Source organism: Pseudomonas sp. c313 (assembly GCF_055407145.1).
In genome coordinates, this window is sequence record NZ_JBUZRD010000002.1 from 361,112 (window position 1) to 379,936 (window position 18,825).

Annotated in this window: 8 protein-coding genes; 3 read left to right on the forward strand and 5 right to left on the reverse strand. The window is 64.4% G+C overall.

The genetic code is table 11. The annotated features are described in order from the left end of the window. Window positions 1-309 precede the first annotated feature (309 nt). Complete coding sequence (locus tag ACZRKZ_RS06460; protein WP_463968525.1) at window positions 310-1,332, reverse strand: zinc-dependent alcohol dehydrogenase family protein; 1,023 nt, start codon at window positions 1,330-1,332, stop codon at window positions 310-312. Window positions 1,333-1,580: 248 nt separating this feature from the next. Here ACZRKZ_RS06460 and ACZRKZ_RS06465 point away from each other — a divergent pair, with 248 nt between their 5' ends. Then, window positions 1,581-2,495, forward strand: coding sequence for a LysR family transcriptional regulator (locus ACZRKZ_RS06465; RefSeq protein WP_149413356.1), 915 nt, complete (start codon window positions 1,581-1,583; stop codon window positions 2,493-2,495). Window positions 2,496-2,668: 173 nt separating this feature from the next. On the opposite strand, the gene ACZRKZ_RS06470 is transcribed toward ACZRKZ_RS06465, so the two are convergent. Next, a complete protein-coding gene (locus ACZRKZ_RS06470) occupies window positions 2,669-3,658 on the reverse strand; it encodes a helix-turn-helix domain-containing protein (RefSeq protein ID WP_463981095.1) in 990 nt (329 codons plus the stop codon). Between the two features lie 232 nt (window positions 3,659-3,890). On the opposite strand from ACZRKZ_RS06470, the gene ACZRKZ_RS06475 reads away from it, so the two are divergent. Next, window positions 3,891-5,945 (forward strand): TonB-dependent receptor, encoded by a 2,055-nt coding sequence (locus ACZRKZ_RS06475; protein ID WP_463981096.1) that lies wholly within the window; start codon window positions 3,891-3,893, stop codon window positions 5,943-5,945. Between the two features lie 26 nt (window positions 5,946-5,971). On the opposite strand, the gene ACZRKZ_RS06480 is transcribed toward ACZRKZ_RS06475, so the two are convergent. The 3 genes from ACZRKZ_RS06480 to ACZRKZ_RS06490 are packed head-to-tail and all read right to left on the reverse strand — an operon-like array spanning window position 5,972 to window position 12,086. After that, complete coding sequence (locus ACZRKZ_RS06480; RefSeq protein ID WP_463981097.1) at window positions 5,972-8,119, reverse strand: TonB-dependent receptor; 2,148 nt, start codon at window positions 8,117-8,119, stop codon at window positions 5,972-5,974. Window positions 8,120-8,151: 32 nt separating this feature from the next. Continuing rightward, a complete protein-coding gene (locus ACZRKZ_RS06485; protein ID WP_463981098.1) occupies window positions 8,152-11,205 on the reverse strand; it encodes a hypothetical protein in 3,054 nt (1,017 codons plus the stop codon). Beyond that, window positions 11,202-12,086 (reverse strand): ABC transporter ATP-binding protein, encoded by an 885-nt coding sequence (locus tag ACZRKZ_RS06490; protein ID WP_463981099.1) that lies wholly within the window; start codon window positions 12,084-12,086, stop codon window positions 11,202-11,204. The genes ACZRKZ_RS06485 and ACZRKZ_RS06490 overlap by 4 nt, the downstream gene beginning before the upstream one ends. A gap of 293 nt (window positions 12,087-12,379) precedes the next feature. Here ACZRKZ_RS06490 and ACZRKZ_RS06495 point away from each other — a divergent pair, with 293 nt between their 5' ends. Further along, window positions 12,380-18,799 carry an amino acid adenylation domain-containing protein gene (locus ACZRKZ_RS06495; protein ID WP_463981100.1) on the forward strand — a complete coding sequence of 2,140 codons (6,420 nt, stop codon included), beginning with the start codon at window positions 12,380-12,382 and terminating at the stop codon, window positions 18,797-18,799. The last annotated feature ends 26 nt before the right edge of the window (window positions 18,800-18,825 follow it).

The window sequence follows — 18,825 nt, forward strand, 5'->3', positions numbered from 1 at the left end:
GGGAGTTCGACCACCGCGCGACGGTATCTATCCCACATCAAATTGCGATGTTTCCCCACATCTTCAGGATTACCCAATCTGTTCCTGCTTGAGGGCGTGCGCCAAATAGGGCTGCCCGCTCTGGTAGAGACGGGCAATCACCCGCTGGCTCACTGAAATTCAGGGCGGCGTCGTCGACAAGAGCGGGATTTGGAGGAGTAAAGCCTGAGCTTACGTGTTCAGCACAAACGTAAGCCCAGTCCTTCTAAATGGCGTATTTGCCCAATCAGAAGCGCAGGTGGAGTGTTCATTTACGAACATCCCCACAGATCAAACAGCCTCGACCTGCAACGCAACGCGCTCGCGGCATGGGCATTCATCCATGTAGCGGTGAGCTTCGACAAACTCGTTGAACGGGAACACTCGGGTCTTGAGCGGCACCAGCACACCATCTGCAGTGAGTTGGTTGATATCACGCAGGGCCCGTTGCAACGCTACCTGGTCCTGGATAATCCCCAGTTCCGGCTTGCCGGTGAAGTTGCCGATGCAGTGCACAAAGAACTGGATGTTCTTCTGGAACGCGGCACAGGCCGGGAATGGCGTCTGGTTGCCACCTTGCAAGCCATAGAGCACCAGGCTGCCGCGCGGAGCCAGTACATCGCCAAGCAGCGACATTTGCGGGCCGCCCAGGCCATCGAATACCACGTCGACGCCGCGATTGTCGGTGAGCTTGTTGATCTGCATCAGCAGGTCTTGTTCTTCAGTAACGATGACCTTTTCCGCGCCAAGGGACAGCAGGTTTTCACGTTCTTCAGCTGTCTTGGTCGCGGCGATTACCCGCACACCCAAGGCTTTGCCCAACTGAACAAACGAGGGGCCAGCGCAATGACTGGCGTCAGTCACCAGGGCAAATTGCCCAGGCTTGACCCGTGCCAGGTCCATGTAGGCAAAGTAGGCAATCAACAGCGGTGTGTAATGCACGCTGGCTTGCACCGGGCTCAGGACATCCGGGTACCGGGTCAAGGCCGAACGGGGCAAGACGATCACTTCGCCATAGACAGGGTAATCATTGGGGCTCTCGGCCGGGAAGCTGGCGACTTTGTCACCCACCTTCAGGTCATCGACGCCATCGCCTACGGCCTCAACCACCCCGGCCATTTCATGGCCAAGGCCTGATGGCAGGCGAGCGTGGGAGGGCGCCAGGTTCTGGCGCCAGAGTATGTCGTACCAACTGATGCCAATCGCCTCGACACGCACCTGCACTTCGCCCGGTGCAGGCAACGTGGCTACATGCTCTTCGCACTTGAGCACCTCGGCCGGACCAAACTTGTGAAAGCGGATCGTGCGGGACATCGCAAACCTCGTCAAAGTAACCTCTAATGCCATGGACTTTATCTGGGCTTTCGGGGCAAGGCCACCGGTCACCATTAATAGTCGACATGTCTGCCATTGATTCCGCACCTGCGGAAAACACCTCAAACTGCGTAGGAAAACTGAATTATCCTGTGCAGAGTACCAGCCTTTCCCCGTAAGATTCATGCCGGCCATTGTTCTTATGTGGCTGCCCTCGTCAAGTTTACTGACGCCGCCTGGGACACAAGATGAACCGTAACGACCTGCGTCGTGTCGACCTGAACCTGTTGATCGTATTCGAAACCTTGATGCATGAGCGCAGTGTGACCCGTGCCGCCGAGAAATTGTTCCTCGGCCAGCCGGCCATCAGCGCTGCGCTGTCACGCCTGCGCGGGCTGTTCGATGATCCATTGTTCGTGCGCACCGGGCGCAGCATGGAGCCATCGGCACGAGCGGTGGAAATTTTCGCCCTGCTCTCACCGGCACTGGACTCCATTTCCACGGCGGTCAGCCGGGCCTCCGAGTTTGATCCGGCCACCAGCACGGCGGTTTTTCGCATAGGTCTGTCAGACGATGTGGAATTTGCCTTGCTGCCTATGCTGCTCAAACGCCTGCGAGCCGAGTCACCGGGCATCGTGCTGGTGGTGCGCCGCGTCAACTATATCTTGATGCCAGGCCTGCTGGCTTCCGGGGAAATCTCCATTGGCGTCAGCTACACCACCGACCTGCCGGCCAACGCCAAGCGCAAGATCCTGCGCCGCAGCCTGCCCAAGCTGCTACGGGCCGACAGCATGCCCGGCGCCCTGAGCCTGGATGATTTCTGCGCCCGCCCTCATGCCCTGGTGTCCTTTGCCGGCGACCTGAGCGGATTTATCGATGAAGAGCTGGAGAAGCTCGACCGCAAACGCCATGTCGTATTGGCGGTGCCGCAATTCAACGGCCTCGGTACGCTGCTGGCAGGTACCGATATTCTGGCAACAGTGCCCGATTACGCTGCTGAAGCCCTGACCGCTGCTGGCGGCTTGCGGGCAGAGGACCCGCCGTTGCCGGTGCGCACGTTTGAGCTGCACATGGCTTGGCGGGGATCGCAGGATAACGATCCGGGGGAGCGTTGGTTGCGGTCGCGGATTCAGATGTTTTTTGGCGACCCTGAGAGTCTTTAGGCGTTGTCGGGCAGGCTTTTCATCTGATCATTTCTGCCTTTTCACCGATCGTGGAGACTCATCCATTCCAGTCACAATCTTCACCGCTCTCCAGCCACGAATGCTTGACTTCAGATCTATGGCGCATCCGCCTATGCATCAAACGGAATCAGAACTCTTAGGCACAACTTCGTTTATGAAGTACTAATACCAAATGATTTGCTTCTCCCGCCGTTCTTGAGAGTCGACGGGTTGATTCCGAACTGCTTACGAAACGCCGTGGCGAAATGACTAGCATTGGCGTAGCCCAGGTCCGAGGCAATGCGCATCACGGATTCATCGCCGCTCATCAAGCGGCTGCGCGCCTGGATCATCCGTGCTTGCTGGAATACGCCGTAGACACTGTTGAAGAACAGTTGGCGAAACCCGCGTGTCAGCTTGGGTTGGCTCAACCCGGACTCACGCGCCAGCTCCGACAGGCTCGGTGCCTTGCCCAAGTCCTCGAGCAGACGATCACGGGCACGCACCAGCCGTTGGCGGTCGGTGTTACTAACGCGGCATGTGCATTCGGCGTCCTGGCGTGCTTCCAGGAACAGACTCACCAGCGTGACGCTTTGCCCGTACAGCCATAGGCTGCTGCGCGGCTGGGCCGGCGACTGGCCGGCGCCTTGGTCCATGGCGGTGCCGAGCATGTGCGCAGTCGCACTCATTTCGCCACTGCGGTGACCATCGAGAAAGCAATGGTCACAGGCCAGCGCTTTGTTCAGCAGTGGGTCGAGTTTCAACTCCCACTGCTCAAGCACTTCAGGACGAATCATCACGGTGATGTTATCGATCTCGCCGTGCTGGTGATAGAGACCATGGAGGCAACGACCAAAGCTGATGCTGCCGGCGCCCTCGTCAATCGCATAGCGCCGTTGCCGACGACCGTCTTGAAAGCTGCAGGCTGCCTTGCCCTTGAGCAGGTTGGTGAAACTGAAGTGGATGCACTCGCTGTCGTCTTGCAAGGGTAACTCGATCGGCTGTTCGAACGTGCTTTGCCAACGCACGATGTCCAGCCCGTCCTGCAGTGCCACGCGGGTGACGCGACAGTGAGCCCCTGGCCCCAGGTCGCTTCCATATCCTCCCGTAATGATTCGCGAGACCGGCATCGGCTCCCCTGCGCCTCCTTGAACGGCTGACATCGTAAATCTCCTGGCTGACCGGATACGGCTTGAATCAGATCACATTGGGGTGGAAGTTCGCAAATGATAATTATTAGCATTTGTCGTACTGCAAAGGCTCCGCCAAATCGCCGCTGCCACCCCGCAACGAGCGCCGACCAAAATCCTCAGTCAAGGTCCTATCATGTCTGCACGATGCAACACGACGGCTACCCGCCAATTTTGCTACAAGCGTAATACTATAACAATAGCTATGAGTTTGGCACTGGCCAATTCGGCGCTCGCCGCCACCTCCAGCGAGCCCCTGCAACTGCCGGCCTCGACTGTGACCGCGCGCATGGAGCAGGAAGACCCGAAGGAGGTGCCCATCAGCCTCAGCATGATCAGCGGCGAGCAACTGCGAACCCAGCGCCTCGACACATTGGAAAGCGCCCTGCGCAACACTTCCGGGGTGAGCGTCAACTCCTCCGGGGGGCCGAATGACTTCAACGTGCTGATCCGCGGCGTCGGTTCGCTGTACCAGATGTCGATGGATGACAGCTCGGTGGCGTTCAATATCGACGGCGTGCCGGTGTCGTCGCGCAGCCTCGGTTTCGGCACCCTCGACGTCGATCGCATCGAAGTGCTCAAGGGGCCTCAGGGCACGCTGTCCGGCGCGATTGGCCAGGCGGGCACGGTGAATATCACCACACGCCAACCCACCCGCGAACTCTCGGGTTATGTGCGCGGCGAAGTCGGCCAGGAAGGCCAGTTCCTCGCCGAAGGCGCCATCGGCGGGCCGATCAGCGACAGCCTCAGCGGTCGCCTGGCCGTGCGTCGTGCCGGCTATGACAGCTGGATCGACAACGACCAGACCAACCACCCCATCACCAAGCCGCGTAACGAAGCCTACCGAGGCAGCCTGCTCTGGGACCTCAACGATGACACCCATGTGCTGGTCAGCGCCGAACGCCAGAAAGCCGAGCGCGCCACCAACTCCCTGGTGTTGCGCCCCTACGGCAGCGATCCGAGCCTGGATCTGACCCCCGGTCTGTTCGACGACAACTACAAGACCACAGAGCGCTATACGCTCAAGGTCGATCACGACGTTGCCAACAGCCGCCTGACATCCACCACCGCCACCTCCACCGCCGACTTCGAAGGTCTGATTGCCTACGACAGCAAACTAATGGGTGCCCTGTACGGCACCCCCAGCGAGTTCTGGGTGGTGGACAAATCCTTCGAGCGCAGCTGGAGTCAGGACCTGCACCTGAGTTCGCTGCCCGACTCCGAGGTGTTCTGGGTGGCGGGCCTCGCCGCCAGCCGCAACGAGCGCAGCTACGACACACCACGCAACACCTACGGCACCTCCGACGCCAAGTACCGCGACTTCACCACCACCACCTACGCCGGCTACGGCGAAGTCACGTTCCCCCTCACCGAGAGCCTGAAACTCACCACCGGCTACCGCCATTCCTGGGACCGCAAGACCTACGACGGCCAGTACTTCTCCGGCAACAGTGCGGTGGAAGACTCGCGCAAGCTGACCGACGACTACGGCACCGGCCGCGTGGCGCTGAGCTACGCCCTCACCCCGCAAACCAACGTCTACGTGCAACTGGCGCGAGGCTATAAATCCGGTGGGTTCAATGACTATGCATCGCAGGTCACCGACAGCGAACCCTACAAGGCCGCCGTCAGCAAAGCCGCGGAACTGGGGCTCAAGAGTGAAACCGAAGACCGCCGCGGCACCCTCAACGGTGCGCTGTTCTTCACCCGCGTGCACGACGACCACCTGCTCGGCTACGATGCGGCAACCTTCGCCACCAATGCCTTCAATGCCGACACCCGCACCCGTGGCGCCGAACTGGAAGGCAGTTGGCGCTTCGACTACGGCCTGACCCTGGCCGCCAGCGCCACCTACCTCGATGCCAAGATCACCAGCGGCGTGCAAGGCATCCAGGCCGGTGACGTCGCCGCCGGCAACCGCACCCCGGATGTCCCGCGCTGGAGCGGCAACTTCAACGCCAGCTGGAAACACCCACTGGGTACGGTCGCCAGCCTCGGCGAAACCACCCTCAACACCAGCCTCAACTACCACTTGGTGGGCGAGCGCGCGGCCGACCCGCAAAACCACTTCGACCTGGACAACTACGAAAAACTCGACCTGCGCGCGGGCCTGGAAAGCAAGTTCGGCGAAGTCTATGCCTTCGCCGACAACCTGCTGAACCAGACCTACGACACCTACGGTTTCTACAGTGACCCGGTGGCCTACGGTGCACCGGCACGCCGCCGTACCTTGGGCGTGGGCTACACCTACCAGTTCTGACCCTCGCTCCTACAGTGGGGTGAGGCTCAGAACTGGTAGCTATACCCCACACCCGCCGAACGCCCGCGCCCCGGCATGCCGGTCAGCACTTGGTCGGTGGAGTACGAGCCGTACAGGTCGTAGCGCGCATCCAGCAGGTTGTCGCCCCACAAGTAGACCTCCGAACCGCCACTCTCCAGGCCCAAGTGCAGGTCCAGCTTGGCGTAGCCCTTGAGGTCGTAGTGGTTCTGCGGGTCGGCCGGGCGGTTTTTCTGTACGCGGTAATTGAGCAAGGTGTTCAAGCGTGGCGCCGGCAACCCGAGCAAGGCCCCCAGGTTCTTCTGCCAGGCAACGCTGAAATTGCCGCTCCACAACGGCACATCCGGCACACGACTGCCCGCCGCCACATCACCGCCGGACACACCTGGCGCATCCGACGTCACCACCGCATTGGTGTAGCTCACAGCACTGCCCAAGGTCAGTTCATCGGTGACATGCCAGGTACTCGACAGCTCGGCGCCCTTGCTGCGGGTGTCGGCATTTACTGCGCTGACCGCCAGGGTGTTGAAGTCGTAGCCAAGCAGATGGTCGTCCTGCACGCGAGTGATAAACAACGCCCCTTCCAGGCTCAGCTCGCCCCCGGCACTTTCATGCTTGAAGCCCAGCTCGGCGGAATTCACCTTGGCGGCTTTGTAGGGTTCGCTGTCTTTGATCGACGTGGCGTAATCGTTGAACCCCGCCGACTTATAGCCCCGCGACAGCACCGCATACACATTGGTCTGCGGCGTCAGCGCATAGCTCAGCGCCACGCGCCCGGTGCTGTAGTTGTCCTGCAAGCGCCGACTGTCGCTGACCAACGCGCCACCACTGGAATAATCGGCACCATAGGTCTTGCGGTCCCAAGTGTGGCGCAGGCCGGTGGTGAGTTTCCAGTCTTCGGCCATCGGGTACGTCACCTCGCCATAGGCGGCGTAACTGTTGGTACTGAAGTCGCGCAGCTGCTGTGCGCCGTTGGTGAAGTCGTTGGAATCGAAACTGCGCTCGGAACGCGACAGGTTGACCCCCGTCACCCAAAACACATCGGCATCCGCCAGCGACCCCAGGCGCAGGTCGTGGCTCCACACCCGCTCATGGGCCGAGTCTTCGATCAGATATTCGAACGGAGCACCGTACAACGCTCGGGTGATGTTGCGATCGTAGCCTTTGACCGCATTGAAATCGGTGCTGGTGTAGGCGCTGATCGAGGTGATGCGCGATTGCGCCAGGTCGTGGTTGAGTTCGAAGGAGTAACGCTCGTTGGTCTTCTGGTTGCCGTCGAATGTGCCTGGCGTGTAGTCCAGGCTCGGGCGATTGCCAAATGGGCGCAGCAGTTCCATGCCTGCATAGTGCTCGGCGCGCTGGCGCTCGGCGGTCAAAAGGCCGGTGGTGCCCTGATCGTTGTCCCACAGCAGGCTGCCGCGCAGGGCCAGGTTCCGGGGTTTGGTCAGCGGGTCGCCGTCCTGTTGGTCATCGACCCAGTTATCAAAGCCGCTGCGACGCACCGCGATACGCCCCGCCAGCGACTCGGTCAACGGCCCGCCCACGGCGCCTTCGGTCATGAACTGGCCCTGGTTGCCCACTTCGCCACGCACATAACCCTCCAGCTCGCGGGTCGGCTTGCGGGTGGTGACATTGATCGCCCCCGCCTCGCTGTTGCGCCCCATCAACGTCCCCTGCGGGCCTTTGAGCACCTCCACCTGCTGCACGTCGAGAGTGGCCAGCGCCGCATTGCGCACCGACATCGGCACCCCGTCCACGTTCAACACCACCGAGCCGTCATCCATGCTCATCTGGTTCAGCGACCCGACGCCACGGATACGCACATTGGCGTCATTGGCGCCGCCCCAGGAGTTCACATCCACCCCCGGTGTGGTGCGCAGCGCGTCTTCTAGGGTGCGCAGGCGCCGGGTCTCCAGGGTTTTCCCATCGATCACCGATAGACCAAAGGGAATGTCCTTGGCACTCTCCTGGCTCAACCGCGCGCTGACCGTCAACGGTGCCAGTTCGATGGCCTCCGCGGGGGCCTCCGGCTGATAATCAGCGGCAAAGGCCGTGCACATCTGGCTGGACAAACCCAGCGCCATGGCCTGGGTCAAGACGTTGGCCCGCCAGCCGAGGGGACGGCGCAGCGGCTGGATAAACAGTGCAGATGACATGGGAAACTCCAAAAGGCAGGGATGGTTCGAATTCATGGCGCAGGCCCCCAGCGCGTGAGCGCGGCGGAGATCGCTTGCAGATCAGGCGCACCCAGCAGAGGCTGGATCGCGGCCGGCCATCCCTGACCGTTTCGGATGACGGCGGTCATTGCCGTCAGTTGTTCGGGGCTTTGTTCGTTGGTCCACGCCAGGCTCGCCAGCGCTGCATAGGTGGTGGCCCAGCCGTGTTCGCGGGCATCGGCCAAGGTGCCGACGGGTTCGCCGTCATTGCCCAGCGCGCGGGTCAGGTCATCGGCCATGAGTTTCACCAGTGCCGCGCGAACCTCAGGGCCGTCCACATCCCCGACACACAGCAAACCGATCGCCCCCGCCACGCCCTGGCTCAACCACAGGTAACCCGGAGCCTGGCGCAGGTCGCTGCCGTCAATCAACACCCGCCGGGCAAGCAGTTCGGCGATATGCGCACGGCGTGCCGAGCGCCCGACACCGACCGCGGCCACGTCCCAATCCGGCGACTGGCCGAGCAACAGGTGACCATGGCTCAAGCGACTGGCGCCCATGCCGGTCGGCCACTGGCTCACGTCATCCACCACCGGGCGACTGCCCAGTCGTCGCGCCACACAAGCGCTCATCAGGTCCAGGTCTTCGCGCACTTCAACGGCAGTTTGCGGGCGACTGGCATCCGCCTGTGCCTGCAAGCCGTAGGCAAAATCCAAGGGCGCCGAGCTGTTACCGCTAAAGGCCTGCCCATCGATCTCGACGTGCCATTGCCAATCACCCGCCGGCGCGATGGCCTCCACGGCGACTGCGGAACCCGCCGCCAAGGTGGGTACTTCGGGCGCCAGACCGGCTTCGCTGCGCTGCACCGGTGCACGCAACAGCCGCTCGCTGTCGAGCCCGAGGCGCGGCATCACGCGGCGCGCTTCCAGCCACACACCGTGCGGCCCCAGCCAGAACGCTTCGCCTTCCGACGGCCAGCCGTTGGCGCTGACGCTCCAGTTCAGTTCCACACTGCAACCGTTCGCCGCACACTGGTCCAGGGGCACGCGCAGGTGCTCGGTGGCCTGTTCGAACGTGATCGGTTGCCCCATCACGTTGACTGCCGTTACCTGCAAGCCTGGCGGCAACTCGGCATCCAGTTGGCTGGCGACCACGGCGTCCAGCGTCCACTGGCCCTCGACCTGACGCGCGGTTGAATCAACGCGCAACTGCACGCGCCCGCCCGCCACCTGCAAGGCGCCCGCGCCGGCCAGCCAGCGCTGTTCCCAGGCGGCGCGCTCGGCACGTTCCTCGGCCACCGATTGGTAATCGCCCTGCTCCACCAGGTGACGATGCAAAGCCACGCCACTGCCCAGCAAACCAAAGACGCCCAGGGCCAACATGGCAACCGGCAAAGGCTGGCGCAGGTCAGCAAAACGGCGTCGCTCCGGCCCCTGTGGCAACACCAGTGCCGCCACGCCGATCATCACCATGCAACCCGCCAGTTTCCAGCCCGCCAGGGTGCCGAGATACGGCAACCAGGGCGCCCAGCCGGTGAGCTGGGACAACCCCACATGGGCCGGTATCGCCATCGCATAGGCGGGGTAGCTGACCAGCCCCAGTTCGTGGTTGAGCACCAGGAAAAACGTCAGCAGCATCGACGTGGCGTACGCCAGCCCCGAGCGACGTATCAGCGCGTGCACCAGTACCGTCAGCGTCGCCAACTCCAGCAACGGCGGCGCGAATACCAGCGCCTGGTAGACCAGCACAAAGCCCGGCGCCAGGCTGTCGGGCGCAGCGATGGCGCTGATCAGCAGGCTGGCAATGCCCGGCACCAGCGCCAGGGTCAGGGTCGCCAACAGCACACAGGTTGTGCGGCCGAACAACCGCAGCCAGGTCGGCGCGGGGGTCGCCTGCAACATGGCGCCCAGGCCTTCGACGTCATCGCGCCGGCACACCAACCCCACCAACGCCGCGACGATAAACGCGATCACCAGGAACAACGCGCTCGACAACAGCGGCAGTGTCAGATCCGCCCGTGGCACCATCGGCCCTAGCGCATGCCACACGCCGTGGACAAAACCGCTGAGCACGCCCATCACCAGCAGCAAGCCGAGCGCCACCCACCAGATACGCCGCGCAAACAACTGGCGTACCTGCCAGCGCGCTTCATGCCACAAGGCGTACGCCCAACGACTGGCCGCCAACGGGCCCGGTAATTGCACGTCGCGGCTGCGCAGCATCGGTGGTTCCGCCAGCACCGCGCCGCTGCGCCGGCCCATCAAGCCCTGGCGAGTTGTGCGCGCCAAGACAACGGCCAGCACCAGCAGCGGCAACACACACCACAGCGCCCGGTTGAGCCAGAACCCCGGCGTCAGCGCCAGCAGCGACTGGGACTTTTGCGCGGCGCTCCAGGTTTCGACCTGGGCCTGAGCAAAGGTAAACAGCGACGGGTCCAGGCTGGCCGCCAACAGTGGGTTGATATGCCCGCCCTTGAGCACCACCACCGCAAACATCCACAGCAGCATCAATACCGTTGCCAGGCCAAATGGCGCAGCCAGGCCACGGCTGCGCAACGCCAGCATGTAATACAACGCGCCGATCCCGGTGCTCACCGGCAACAGCAAGGCGACCCAGGCAAATGCCAGCGCCGACCACACCGGCGCACCGATACTGGCCGCCGGCACCCAACCGAGCCAGCCCAATACCGGGCTGATCAGGAACCCGACAATCAACGAACTGGCGAGCAACCCGGCCACCAGCGCCGCGCCGATAAAGCGCCCCCACAGCAGAGCCGGTAGCGACAGCGGCAAGGCCAGCAGCACCTCTTCCAACTGCGCCTTGCGGCCGCGCAGGGCCGGCTGCGCAAACACCCAGGCCCAGGCAAAAAACAGGAAGAACATGCAGCCGCACGACATCAGGTAAATCAGGCTCGGCGCATTGCGGGCGATGTCGCTGGCACCCATTTTCTGCACATAGTCGGCATTCGCCAGGGACATCAGCAGGTAGCCGGTGAGGCCGAGAAACACCAGCAAGGGAATGCCGCTGCGCAGCCCGGCGCGGGCTTCCACCCAGGCTTCACGCATCAGTAAAGCAAAGGTATTCATGCGTCCACCACCTCGCCAGCCTGGGCCAGCGCCAGGTAATAAATATCTTCCAGGCGTGGCGCATGGGGCACGAAGCGCTGGTCTGCCGGGCGCTCGCCGTGCACGATCACGCGGTTGCCTTCTGGACTGGCCGCCACATGCAAGGCTGCGGGCAACGTCTCGCCACGGCCGAACGGCGCTTCCCACAAGCGGCCCTGCTCGGCACTGAGCAAGTCGGCCGGGCGGCCTTCGACAATAATCTGCCCACCGGCCAACACCGCCAGGCGGCTGCACAGGTTCTCGACGTCTTCGACGATATGGGTCGAGAGCAGCACAATGGACTCGGCGGCGACATCCGCCAGCACCCGATGAAAACGGTTGCGTTCGGCCGGGTCGAGGCCCGCCGTGGGTTCGTCGACGATCAGCAAGCGCGGCGAGCCCACCAGCGCCATGGCAATACCGAACCGGCGCAACATGCCGCCCGAATAGGTCGCCAGCGCACGGTGGGCGGCCTGCTGCAGGTTGACCTTGTCCAGCAGCGCCTCGATTTCTGCGCGGCGCTGGCGGCTGTCGGTGCGGCCCTTGAGCCAGGCGAAACGGTCGAGCAAATCCCGGGCACTCACGCCCGGGTACGCGCCCAGTTGCTGCGGCAGGTAACCCAGGCGGCGGCGCAGATGATCGGGGTCTCTCAGCACATCCACGCCATCCAGGTGAATGCTGCCGGCGTCCGGCTGCTGCAGGGTCGCCAGGGTGCGCATCAGGCTGCTTTTGCCGGCGCCATTGGGGCCGAGCAAGCCATACATGCCGGGGCCGACACTCAGGTCCACGCCGCGCAGCGCTTCGACGCCATTGTTGTAGCGCTTGCGCAGACCGCGCACTTGTAAACCCGAATCGACTGACATCCGCAACTCCATGAAGAGGCCCTGCAAGAGGGCGGCGAGCGACGGTAGTCAAGGCCGTGGGCCGGTCTCTACCCGATTCAAGTCATTTTCCAACCGCATCGCGCGGCGTATCGGCGTTATCCCCCGCGGCTGCGCCCGTGCAATCCGCACTGGGCAAACGGATACGGGGCAAAAACGATTCGATCCGGGTAGTCGCCAAAATGAGAATGACTAGCATCTTTCCCCATGCATTTGCCTGCCCCAGCGCCTGGCCACCCCCGGCCCGGGCCCTAGCGATGAGAATACGTTGAGCCATGGCCACTCCCAGCACCTCAACCACAACACTGCTGCGCCAATCCCTGTCCGACGCCCTTGGACTGCCCGCCGACCAGGTACCCCTGGAGGCCAACCTGATCGAATGGGGGCTGGATTCCGTCACCCTGATCCGCCTCGCCGGCCAATGGCGACGCCAGGGCCTGGCCGCGCGTTTCGCCGACCTGGTGGCGGACCCGCGCCTGTGTGCCTGGCTGGCCCTGCTTGATACGGCGCCCGCAGCCCCGGCGCCCGTCAGCACCTTTACCGATGACGGCTTGCCGTTCGAACTGGCGCCGATGCAGCACGCCTACTGGATCGGTCGCGCCCCCGGCCAACAGTTGGGTGGCGTGGCCGCGCACTTCTATAACGAGTTCGATGGCCACGACGTTGACCCGATACGGTTGGAAGCGGCCGTGCGTGCCCTGCTCGCGCGGCACCCGATGTTGCGTGCGCAGTTTCTCGATGACGGCCGCCAGCAGATCCTCGCGCACAGCCCGTGGCCGGGGCTGACGGTGCATGACCTGCGCCAGGCCAGCGCCGAACAGGTGCAGCAACGGTTGGCGGCCTTGCGCGCCGAGTTGTCCCACCGTCAGTTGGCCGTGGAACAAGGCCAAGTGCTGGATATCCAGCTGTCGCTGTTGCCCGACGGCACCCGCCTGCACCTTAACCTCGACATGCTCGCCGCCGATGCCCTGAGCCTGCGCACCCTGCTCGGCGACCTGGCGCAGTTGTACCGCCAACAACCCCTGCCCGCGCTGGACTACAGCTTTGTCCGCTACCTGGCCGACCTGCGCCAGGAACAGGCCAGCGCCGAGCAGCGTGATCGCCACCAACGGGCGCGCGACTACTGGTTACGGCGCCTCGACCAATTACCCGGTGCTCCGAGCCTGCCGATCAAGCCCCAGGGCGATGACCGCCAGGTCCGCCGTCGTCACCATTGGCTGCCGCCGTCCGAGCGCAAGGCATTCGAACGCCAGGCACGGGAGCACGGGCTCACACCGGCCATGGCGCTGGCGGCGGTGTTCAGTGAAGCCCTCGGCGCCTGGTGCGACACACCCGAGTTGTTGCTCAACCTACCGCTGTTCAACCGCACACCGCTGCATGCCGACGTCGATCGCCTGGTCGGGGATTTCACCTCGTCGATCCTGCTGGCCTGGGACGGCCGGGTCACCGGCACGTTTACCGCACGCGCCACGGCCCTGCAACGCCGCTTCCACAGCGATGTAGCGCACAGTGCGTTTTCCGGCCTGGAGGTGTTGCGCGAACTGTCCCGGCAACGCGGTGAGCAAGTGCTGGCGCCGGTGGTGTACACCAGCGCGCTGGGCCTGGGGGAGCTGTTCGCCGAGGGCGTGCAGGCCAGTTTCGGCCAGCCGGCGTGGATCATTTCCCAAGGTCCGCAGGTGTGGCTTGATGCGCAAGTCACCGATCTGGACGGCGGCATCCTGGTCAACCTCGATGCACGTGAAGGGCTGTTCGCCGACGGTGTGCTGGATGGCTTGTTCGAGGCCTACACCGGCCTGTTGCGACGCCTGTGTTTTGACCCCTCCGCCTGGCACCAGGCGCCGCCGGCTCTGATCCCTGCCGAGCAACTGGCGGTGCGCCAAGCCGTGCAGGGCCAGCGTGTCCCCCTGCCCGTCAAGCGCCTGCATGAAGCGTTCTTTGCCCAGGCGCGCCTGACACCCACCTTGCCCGCGCTGCTGCATGGCAACCATCAGGTCATCGGCTATGGCGAGCTGGCCGAGCGTGCCCTGCAACTGGCGGCGTACTTGGAAGATCAAGGCATTCAGCGCGGCGATGTGGTGGCGCTGCAACTGCCCAAGGGCCCCGAACAGGTGATCGCGGTGCTGGGCATCCTCGCCTGCAGCGCCACCTACCTGCCGATCGGCATCGACCAGCCTGAAGCACGCTGCCAGAAAATCTGTGACGGGTCGGGCGCGCGGTTACTGCTCAAGGCCCTGCCACCCGCTGGCCCCCCCCTTGACGCCCCCCGGCCGGGCGCGATCAGCGACCTGGCCTATATCCTCTATACATCCGGCTCCACCGGCGAACCCAAGGGCGTGGAAATCAGCCACCTGGCCGCTGCCAACACCGTGGAAGACCTGCAACGGCGCCTCCAGTTGACCCCCGATGACCGCATCCTCGCGCTCTCTGCGCTGGAGTTCGACCTGTCTGTGTTCGACCTGTTTGCCGCGCTGTCCACCGGCGCAGCGGTGATCGGCATCGAGCCCGAGGCGCAGCGGGATGCCCAGCGCTGGCGTGAGCTGGCCTTGCAGCACCGCGCCAGCGTGCTCAACTGCGTGCCGGCGCTGCTCGACATGTTGCTCGGTTGCGCACCGGTCGACGCCCGTCTGCCCCTGCGCGCGGTGTTGCTGGGCGGTGACAAAGTCGCCCCGGACCTGGCGCCAAGGTTGTGGGCCCAGGCACCGGGCTGTCGCTTCATGGCCCTGGGCGGCGCCACTGAGGCGGCGATCCACTCGACGCTGTTCGAAGCCCTCCCTGGCCAGCCGTTGCCCTGGCACTGTCTGCCCTACGGCAAACCGCTGGACAACGTCAGCCTGCGCATCGTCGACCACCAGGGGCATGACTGCCCGGATTGGGTGGATGGTGAGCTGTGGATCGGCGGCGTCGGGGTTGCCGAGGGCTATCGCGGCGACCGCGTGCGCAGCGCCGAGCGTTTTGTCGACTACCAGGGCCTGCGCTGGTACCGCACCGGCGACAGTGCGCGCTACCACCCCGAGGGCAATGTCGAATTCCTCGGGCGTACCGACTTCCAGCTCAAGCTGCACGGCTACCGCATCGAAGCCGGCGAAGTCGAACAGGCGCTGCTGGCCTGTCCAGGCGTCGAGCACGCCGTGGCGCTGCTGGCCGGTCAGCAATTGGCGGCGGTGGTACGCCTGGCGCAGGGCCCCGCGCAGCCCGCACAAATCGACCTGCCGGGCCTGGCCGAGCGCCTGCCGGCGTATATGATTCCCTCGTTCATCCTCGGCTGCGCGCAGTTGCCTTTGACCGGCAATGGCAAGGTCGACCGCAAGGCCCTGCACGCCTGGCTCGCCCAGCACAGACCGGCGCCCCAAGCCAGCCTGACGGTGCCCTGCGGAGTCATCGAACAGCAGGTGGCTCGCGCTTGGCAGCAGTTGCTCGGCTGTGGCGAGGTCTGCCGCGAGCACAACTTCTTTGCCCTGGGTGGCGACTCCCTGAGCGCCACCCGCCTGGTGCGCCTGCTTGCCGAACACGGGCTGGGCGGCGCACGCATCGCCCAGGTGTTTGCCAAGCCGGTGCTGGCGCAGTTTTGTGCCGATTTGCATCAACAGCCCCAGGCCGAACCCTCACGCACCATTGTTGCAGACATGGCGCAACGCCACGCGCCCTTCCCCATGACCGAGGTGCAACAGGCCTACTGGCTGGGCCGCGACCCCAGTCTGGTGCTGGGGGGCGTGAGCTGCCACTTCTACCGTGAATACGATGTCGAAGACCTCGACCTGCCGCGCCTGCAACGCGCCTTGCAGCGCTTGATCGAGCGCCACGAAATGCTTCGCGCCGTGTTCGATCACACCGGCCAGGCGCACATCCTGCAACAGGTGCCCGCCTTCGTGATCGGCCATGGCCACGCCAGCCTTGACGCCCTGCGCGAGCACTGTGCCCATCGCGTGTTCGCCCCAAATCAGTGGCCGCTGTTCGACATACAGGCCGTGACCCACGGCCGGCATACACGCCTGGCGGTCAGCCTGGACAACCTGATCCTCGATGCCCTGAGCATCCTGCGTTTCTACGCCGAACTCGATGCCCTGTACCGCGAGCCCAACTTGGCGCTGGCACCGCTGACACTGTCGTTCCGCGACTACCAATTACAGTCCGCCGCAGCGCCTGCCGAGCTGCAAGCCGCGCAGCGCTTCTGGCAGGAACGCCTGCCCGAATTGCCGCCCCATCCGCAATTACCGCTGGCGACCGACCCCGCCAGCCTGGGCCGGCCACGCTTTGAACGTCTGCAAGGGCAGATCGAAGCCAGCGCCTGGCAGGCGATTCTGGCCAAGGCCCAGCAACATGGGCTGACAGCCTCGGCGGTGCTGCTCTGTGCCTTTGCCGAGACCCTCGGCCGCTGGAGCGCGCGCCCAGACCTGAGCCTCAACCTCACGCTGTTCGATCGCCGCCCCCTGCACCCACAGATCGACCAGGTGATGGGCGACTTCACTTCGCTGACCCTGCTTGGTTATGTGCCGGTGGCGGGTGAGCGTTGGGTAGATCGCGCGCGGCGTACCCAGCAATCCCTGGGCGAGGCGCTGGAGCACCGCTGCCTGGGTTCGGTGAGCCTGCTGCGCCAGCTGGCCCGAGGCAATGGCGAACAACAGGTGAGCATGCCCGTGGTATTCACCAGTGCCCTGGGCGTGCCGGATGGCACGGCGGCGCCGGTGGACGGCCCGTTTGCCCACCAAGTGTTCGGCCTGACACAAACCCCGCAAGTGTGGCTCGACCACCAGGTCGTCGAAGCCAACGGCGGCATCGCCCTGAACTGGGATCGTGTGGTCGGCCTGTTTCCCGAAGGCTTGGTCGAAGCGATGTTCGACGCTTACCTGCATAGCCTCAACTGGCTGGCCGAGCACGCCTGGGACAGTGTTCCACCCGACCTGCTGCCCAAGGCTCAGGTGCAACGGCGTGCCCAGCTCAACGCCCCGGTCGACCGCGTGCCGGGCGACACGACGCTGCACCAGGGTTTCTTCGAACAGGCGCGTCATAATCCGCAACGCACGGCGCTGCTATGGGGTGAACACGGCACGCTGAGGTATGGCGAACTGGCCAACCGTGCGCTGCGTATCGCCCGCAGCCTGATGGACGCAGGCGTCGCTCCTGGCGACCTGGTAGCAGTGTCCCTGGCCAAGGGCCCGCAGCAGGTCGCCAGCGTGCTGGGCATTCTGGCAGCCGGCGCCGCGTACCTGCCGGTGGGTGTCGACCAGCCGTTGCAACGCTGCCAGCGCATCCTGGAACAGGCCGGAGTGACCCTGATGCTCGCCGAACACGACCCGCAACTGCCCGGCGTCAAACACCTCAAGCCGTCCACCGCGCTGAAGGCCGAACCGCTGGCGGCACCACGGCCCCTAGCGGCGGGTGAACTGGCTTATGTGATCTACACCTCCGGCTCCACCGGCCAGCCCAAGGGCGTGGAAATCACCCACCGCGCGGCGATGAATACCGTGACCGAGATCAACCGCTGTTATGGCATCCAAACCACCGACCGTGGCCTGGCCCTGTCAGCGCTGGACTTCGACCTGTCGGTGTACGACCTGTTCGGCCTGCTCTCGGTGGGCGGCGCCCTGGTGCTGATCGACGAAGACCAGCGCCGCGATGCACGCGCCTGGCTCAAGGCGCTGCAACAGCACCACGTGACCCTGTGGAACAGCGTACCGGCGCTGTTCGACATGCTGCTGGAAGCCAATGCCCATGACCGCCAGCCGCTGGACCTGAAGGTTACGCTGCTGTCCGGCGACTGGATCGGCCTCGACCTGCCACAACGCCTGCAAGACCAGGCCCCCGGTTGCCGCTTTATCGCCCTCGGCGGGGCGACGGAAGCGGCGATCTGGTCGAACCACTTCGAGGTGCAACAGCCACTGCCAGGCTGGCGTTCGATCCCTTACGGCGTGCCGTTGGCCAACCAGGCCTACCGGGTGGTCGATGCCCAGGGTCGTGACTGCCCGGACTGGGTCACGGGGGAATTGTGGATCGGCGGCGAAGGCGTCGCTCGTGGCTATCGCCACGCGCCGCAGTTGAATGCCGAGCGCTTTGTCGACGGCTGGTACCGCACCGGTGACCTCGGCCGCTACCACCCCGATGGCCTGCTGGAGTTTCTCGGGCGCGCCGACAGCCAGGTGAAGGTCCGTGGCCATCGCATCGAGCTGGGCGAAATCGAAGCCGCCCTGGCCCGTCACCCCTGCGTGAACAGCGCCGTGGCGCTGGTCGCCGACAACCGGTTGATGGCCGCCGTCACTGCCAGCACCTGCGCTGACGTCCTGGCGCAACACCTGGAGCAGTGCCTGCCGGCGTACATGCGCCCGGAACAGATCCTGGTGTTCGAACGCCTGCCATTGAGCAGCAACGGCAAGGTCGATCGCCGCGCACTGCTCGCCCCCTTGACCGCCGCTGCCCAGCCACGTGCTGCGGTGGATGAACAACCACTGAGCGCCGGCGAGCAGGTGATCGCCGAGCTCTGGCAACACTTGCTCAAGGTGCCGAGCGTATCGCGCCACGACAACTTTTTCCGCCTGGGCGGCGACAGCCTGCTGGCCACGCGCTTTCTCGAAATGCTGCGTAGCCGCCTCGGCGTGGAACTGCCCATGGGCCAGCTGTTCGGTGCCGCCAGCCTGCTGGAGGTGGCGCAGACCCTCGAACGCCTGCCCACCCCGCACACCGTTGAAGAAGGCGTTATCTAATGCCCGCGCAACCTCCCTTTTTTCCA

Bases quoted from the DNA above. Each gene is read 5' to 3' on its own strand.
- ACZRKZ_RS06460 (WP_463968525.1), bottom strand. From the start codon at position 1,332: ATGTCCCGCACGATCCGCTTTCACAAGTTTGGTCCGGCCGAGGTGCTC.
- ACZRKZ_RS06465 (WP_149413356.1), top strand. From the start codon at position 1,581: ATGAACCGTAACGACCTGCGTCGTGTCGACCTGAACCTGTTGATCGTA.
- ACZRKZ_RS06470 (WP_463981095.1), bottom strand. From the start codon at position 3,658: ATGTCAGCCGTTCAAGGAGGCGCAGGGGAGCCGATGCCGGTCTCGCGA.
- ACZRKZ_RS06475 (WP_463981096.1), top strand. From the start codon at position 3,891: ATGAGTTTGGCACTGGCCAATTCGGCGCTCGCCGCCACCTCCAGCGAG.
- ACZRKZ_RS06480 (WP_463981097.1), bottom strand. From the start codon at position 8,119: ATGTCATCTGCACTGTTTATCCAGCCGCTGCGCCGTCCCCTCGGCTGG.
- ACZRKZ_RS06485 (WP_463981098.1), bottom strand. From the start codon at position 11,205: ATGAATACCTTTGCTTTACTGATGCGTGAAGCCTGGGTGGAAGCCCGC.
- ACZRKZ_RS06490 (WP_463981099.1), bottom strand. From the start codon at position 12,086: ATGTCAGTCGATTCGGGTTTACAAGTGCGCGGTCTGCGCAAGCGCTAC.
- ACZRKZ_RS06495 (WP_463981100.1), top strand. From the start codon at position 12,380: ATGGCCACTCCCAGCACCTCAACCACAACACTGCTGCGCCAATCCCTG.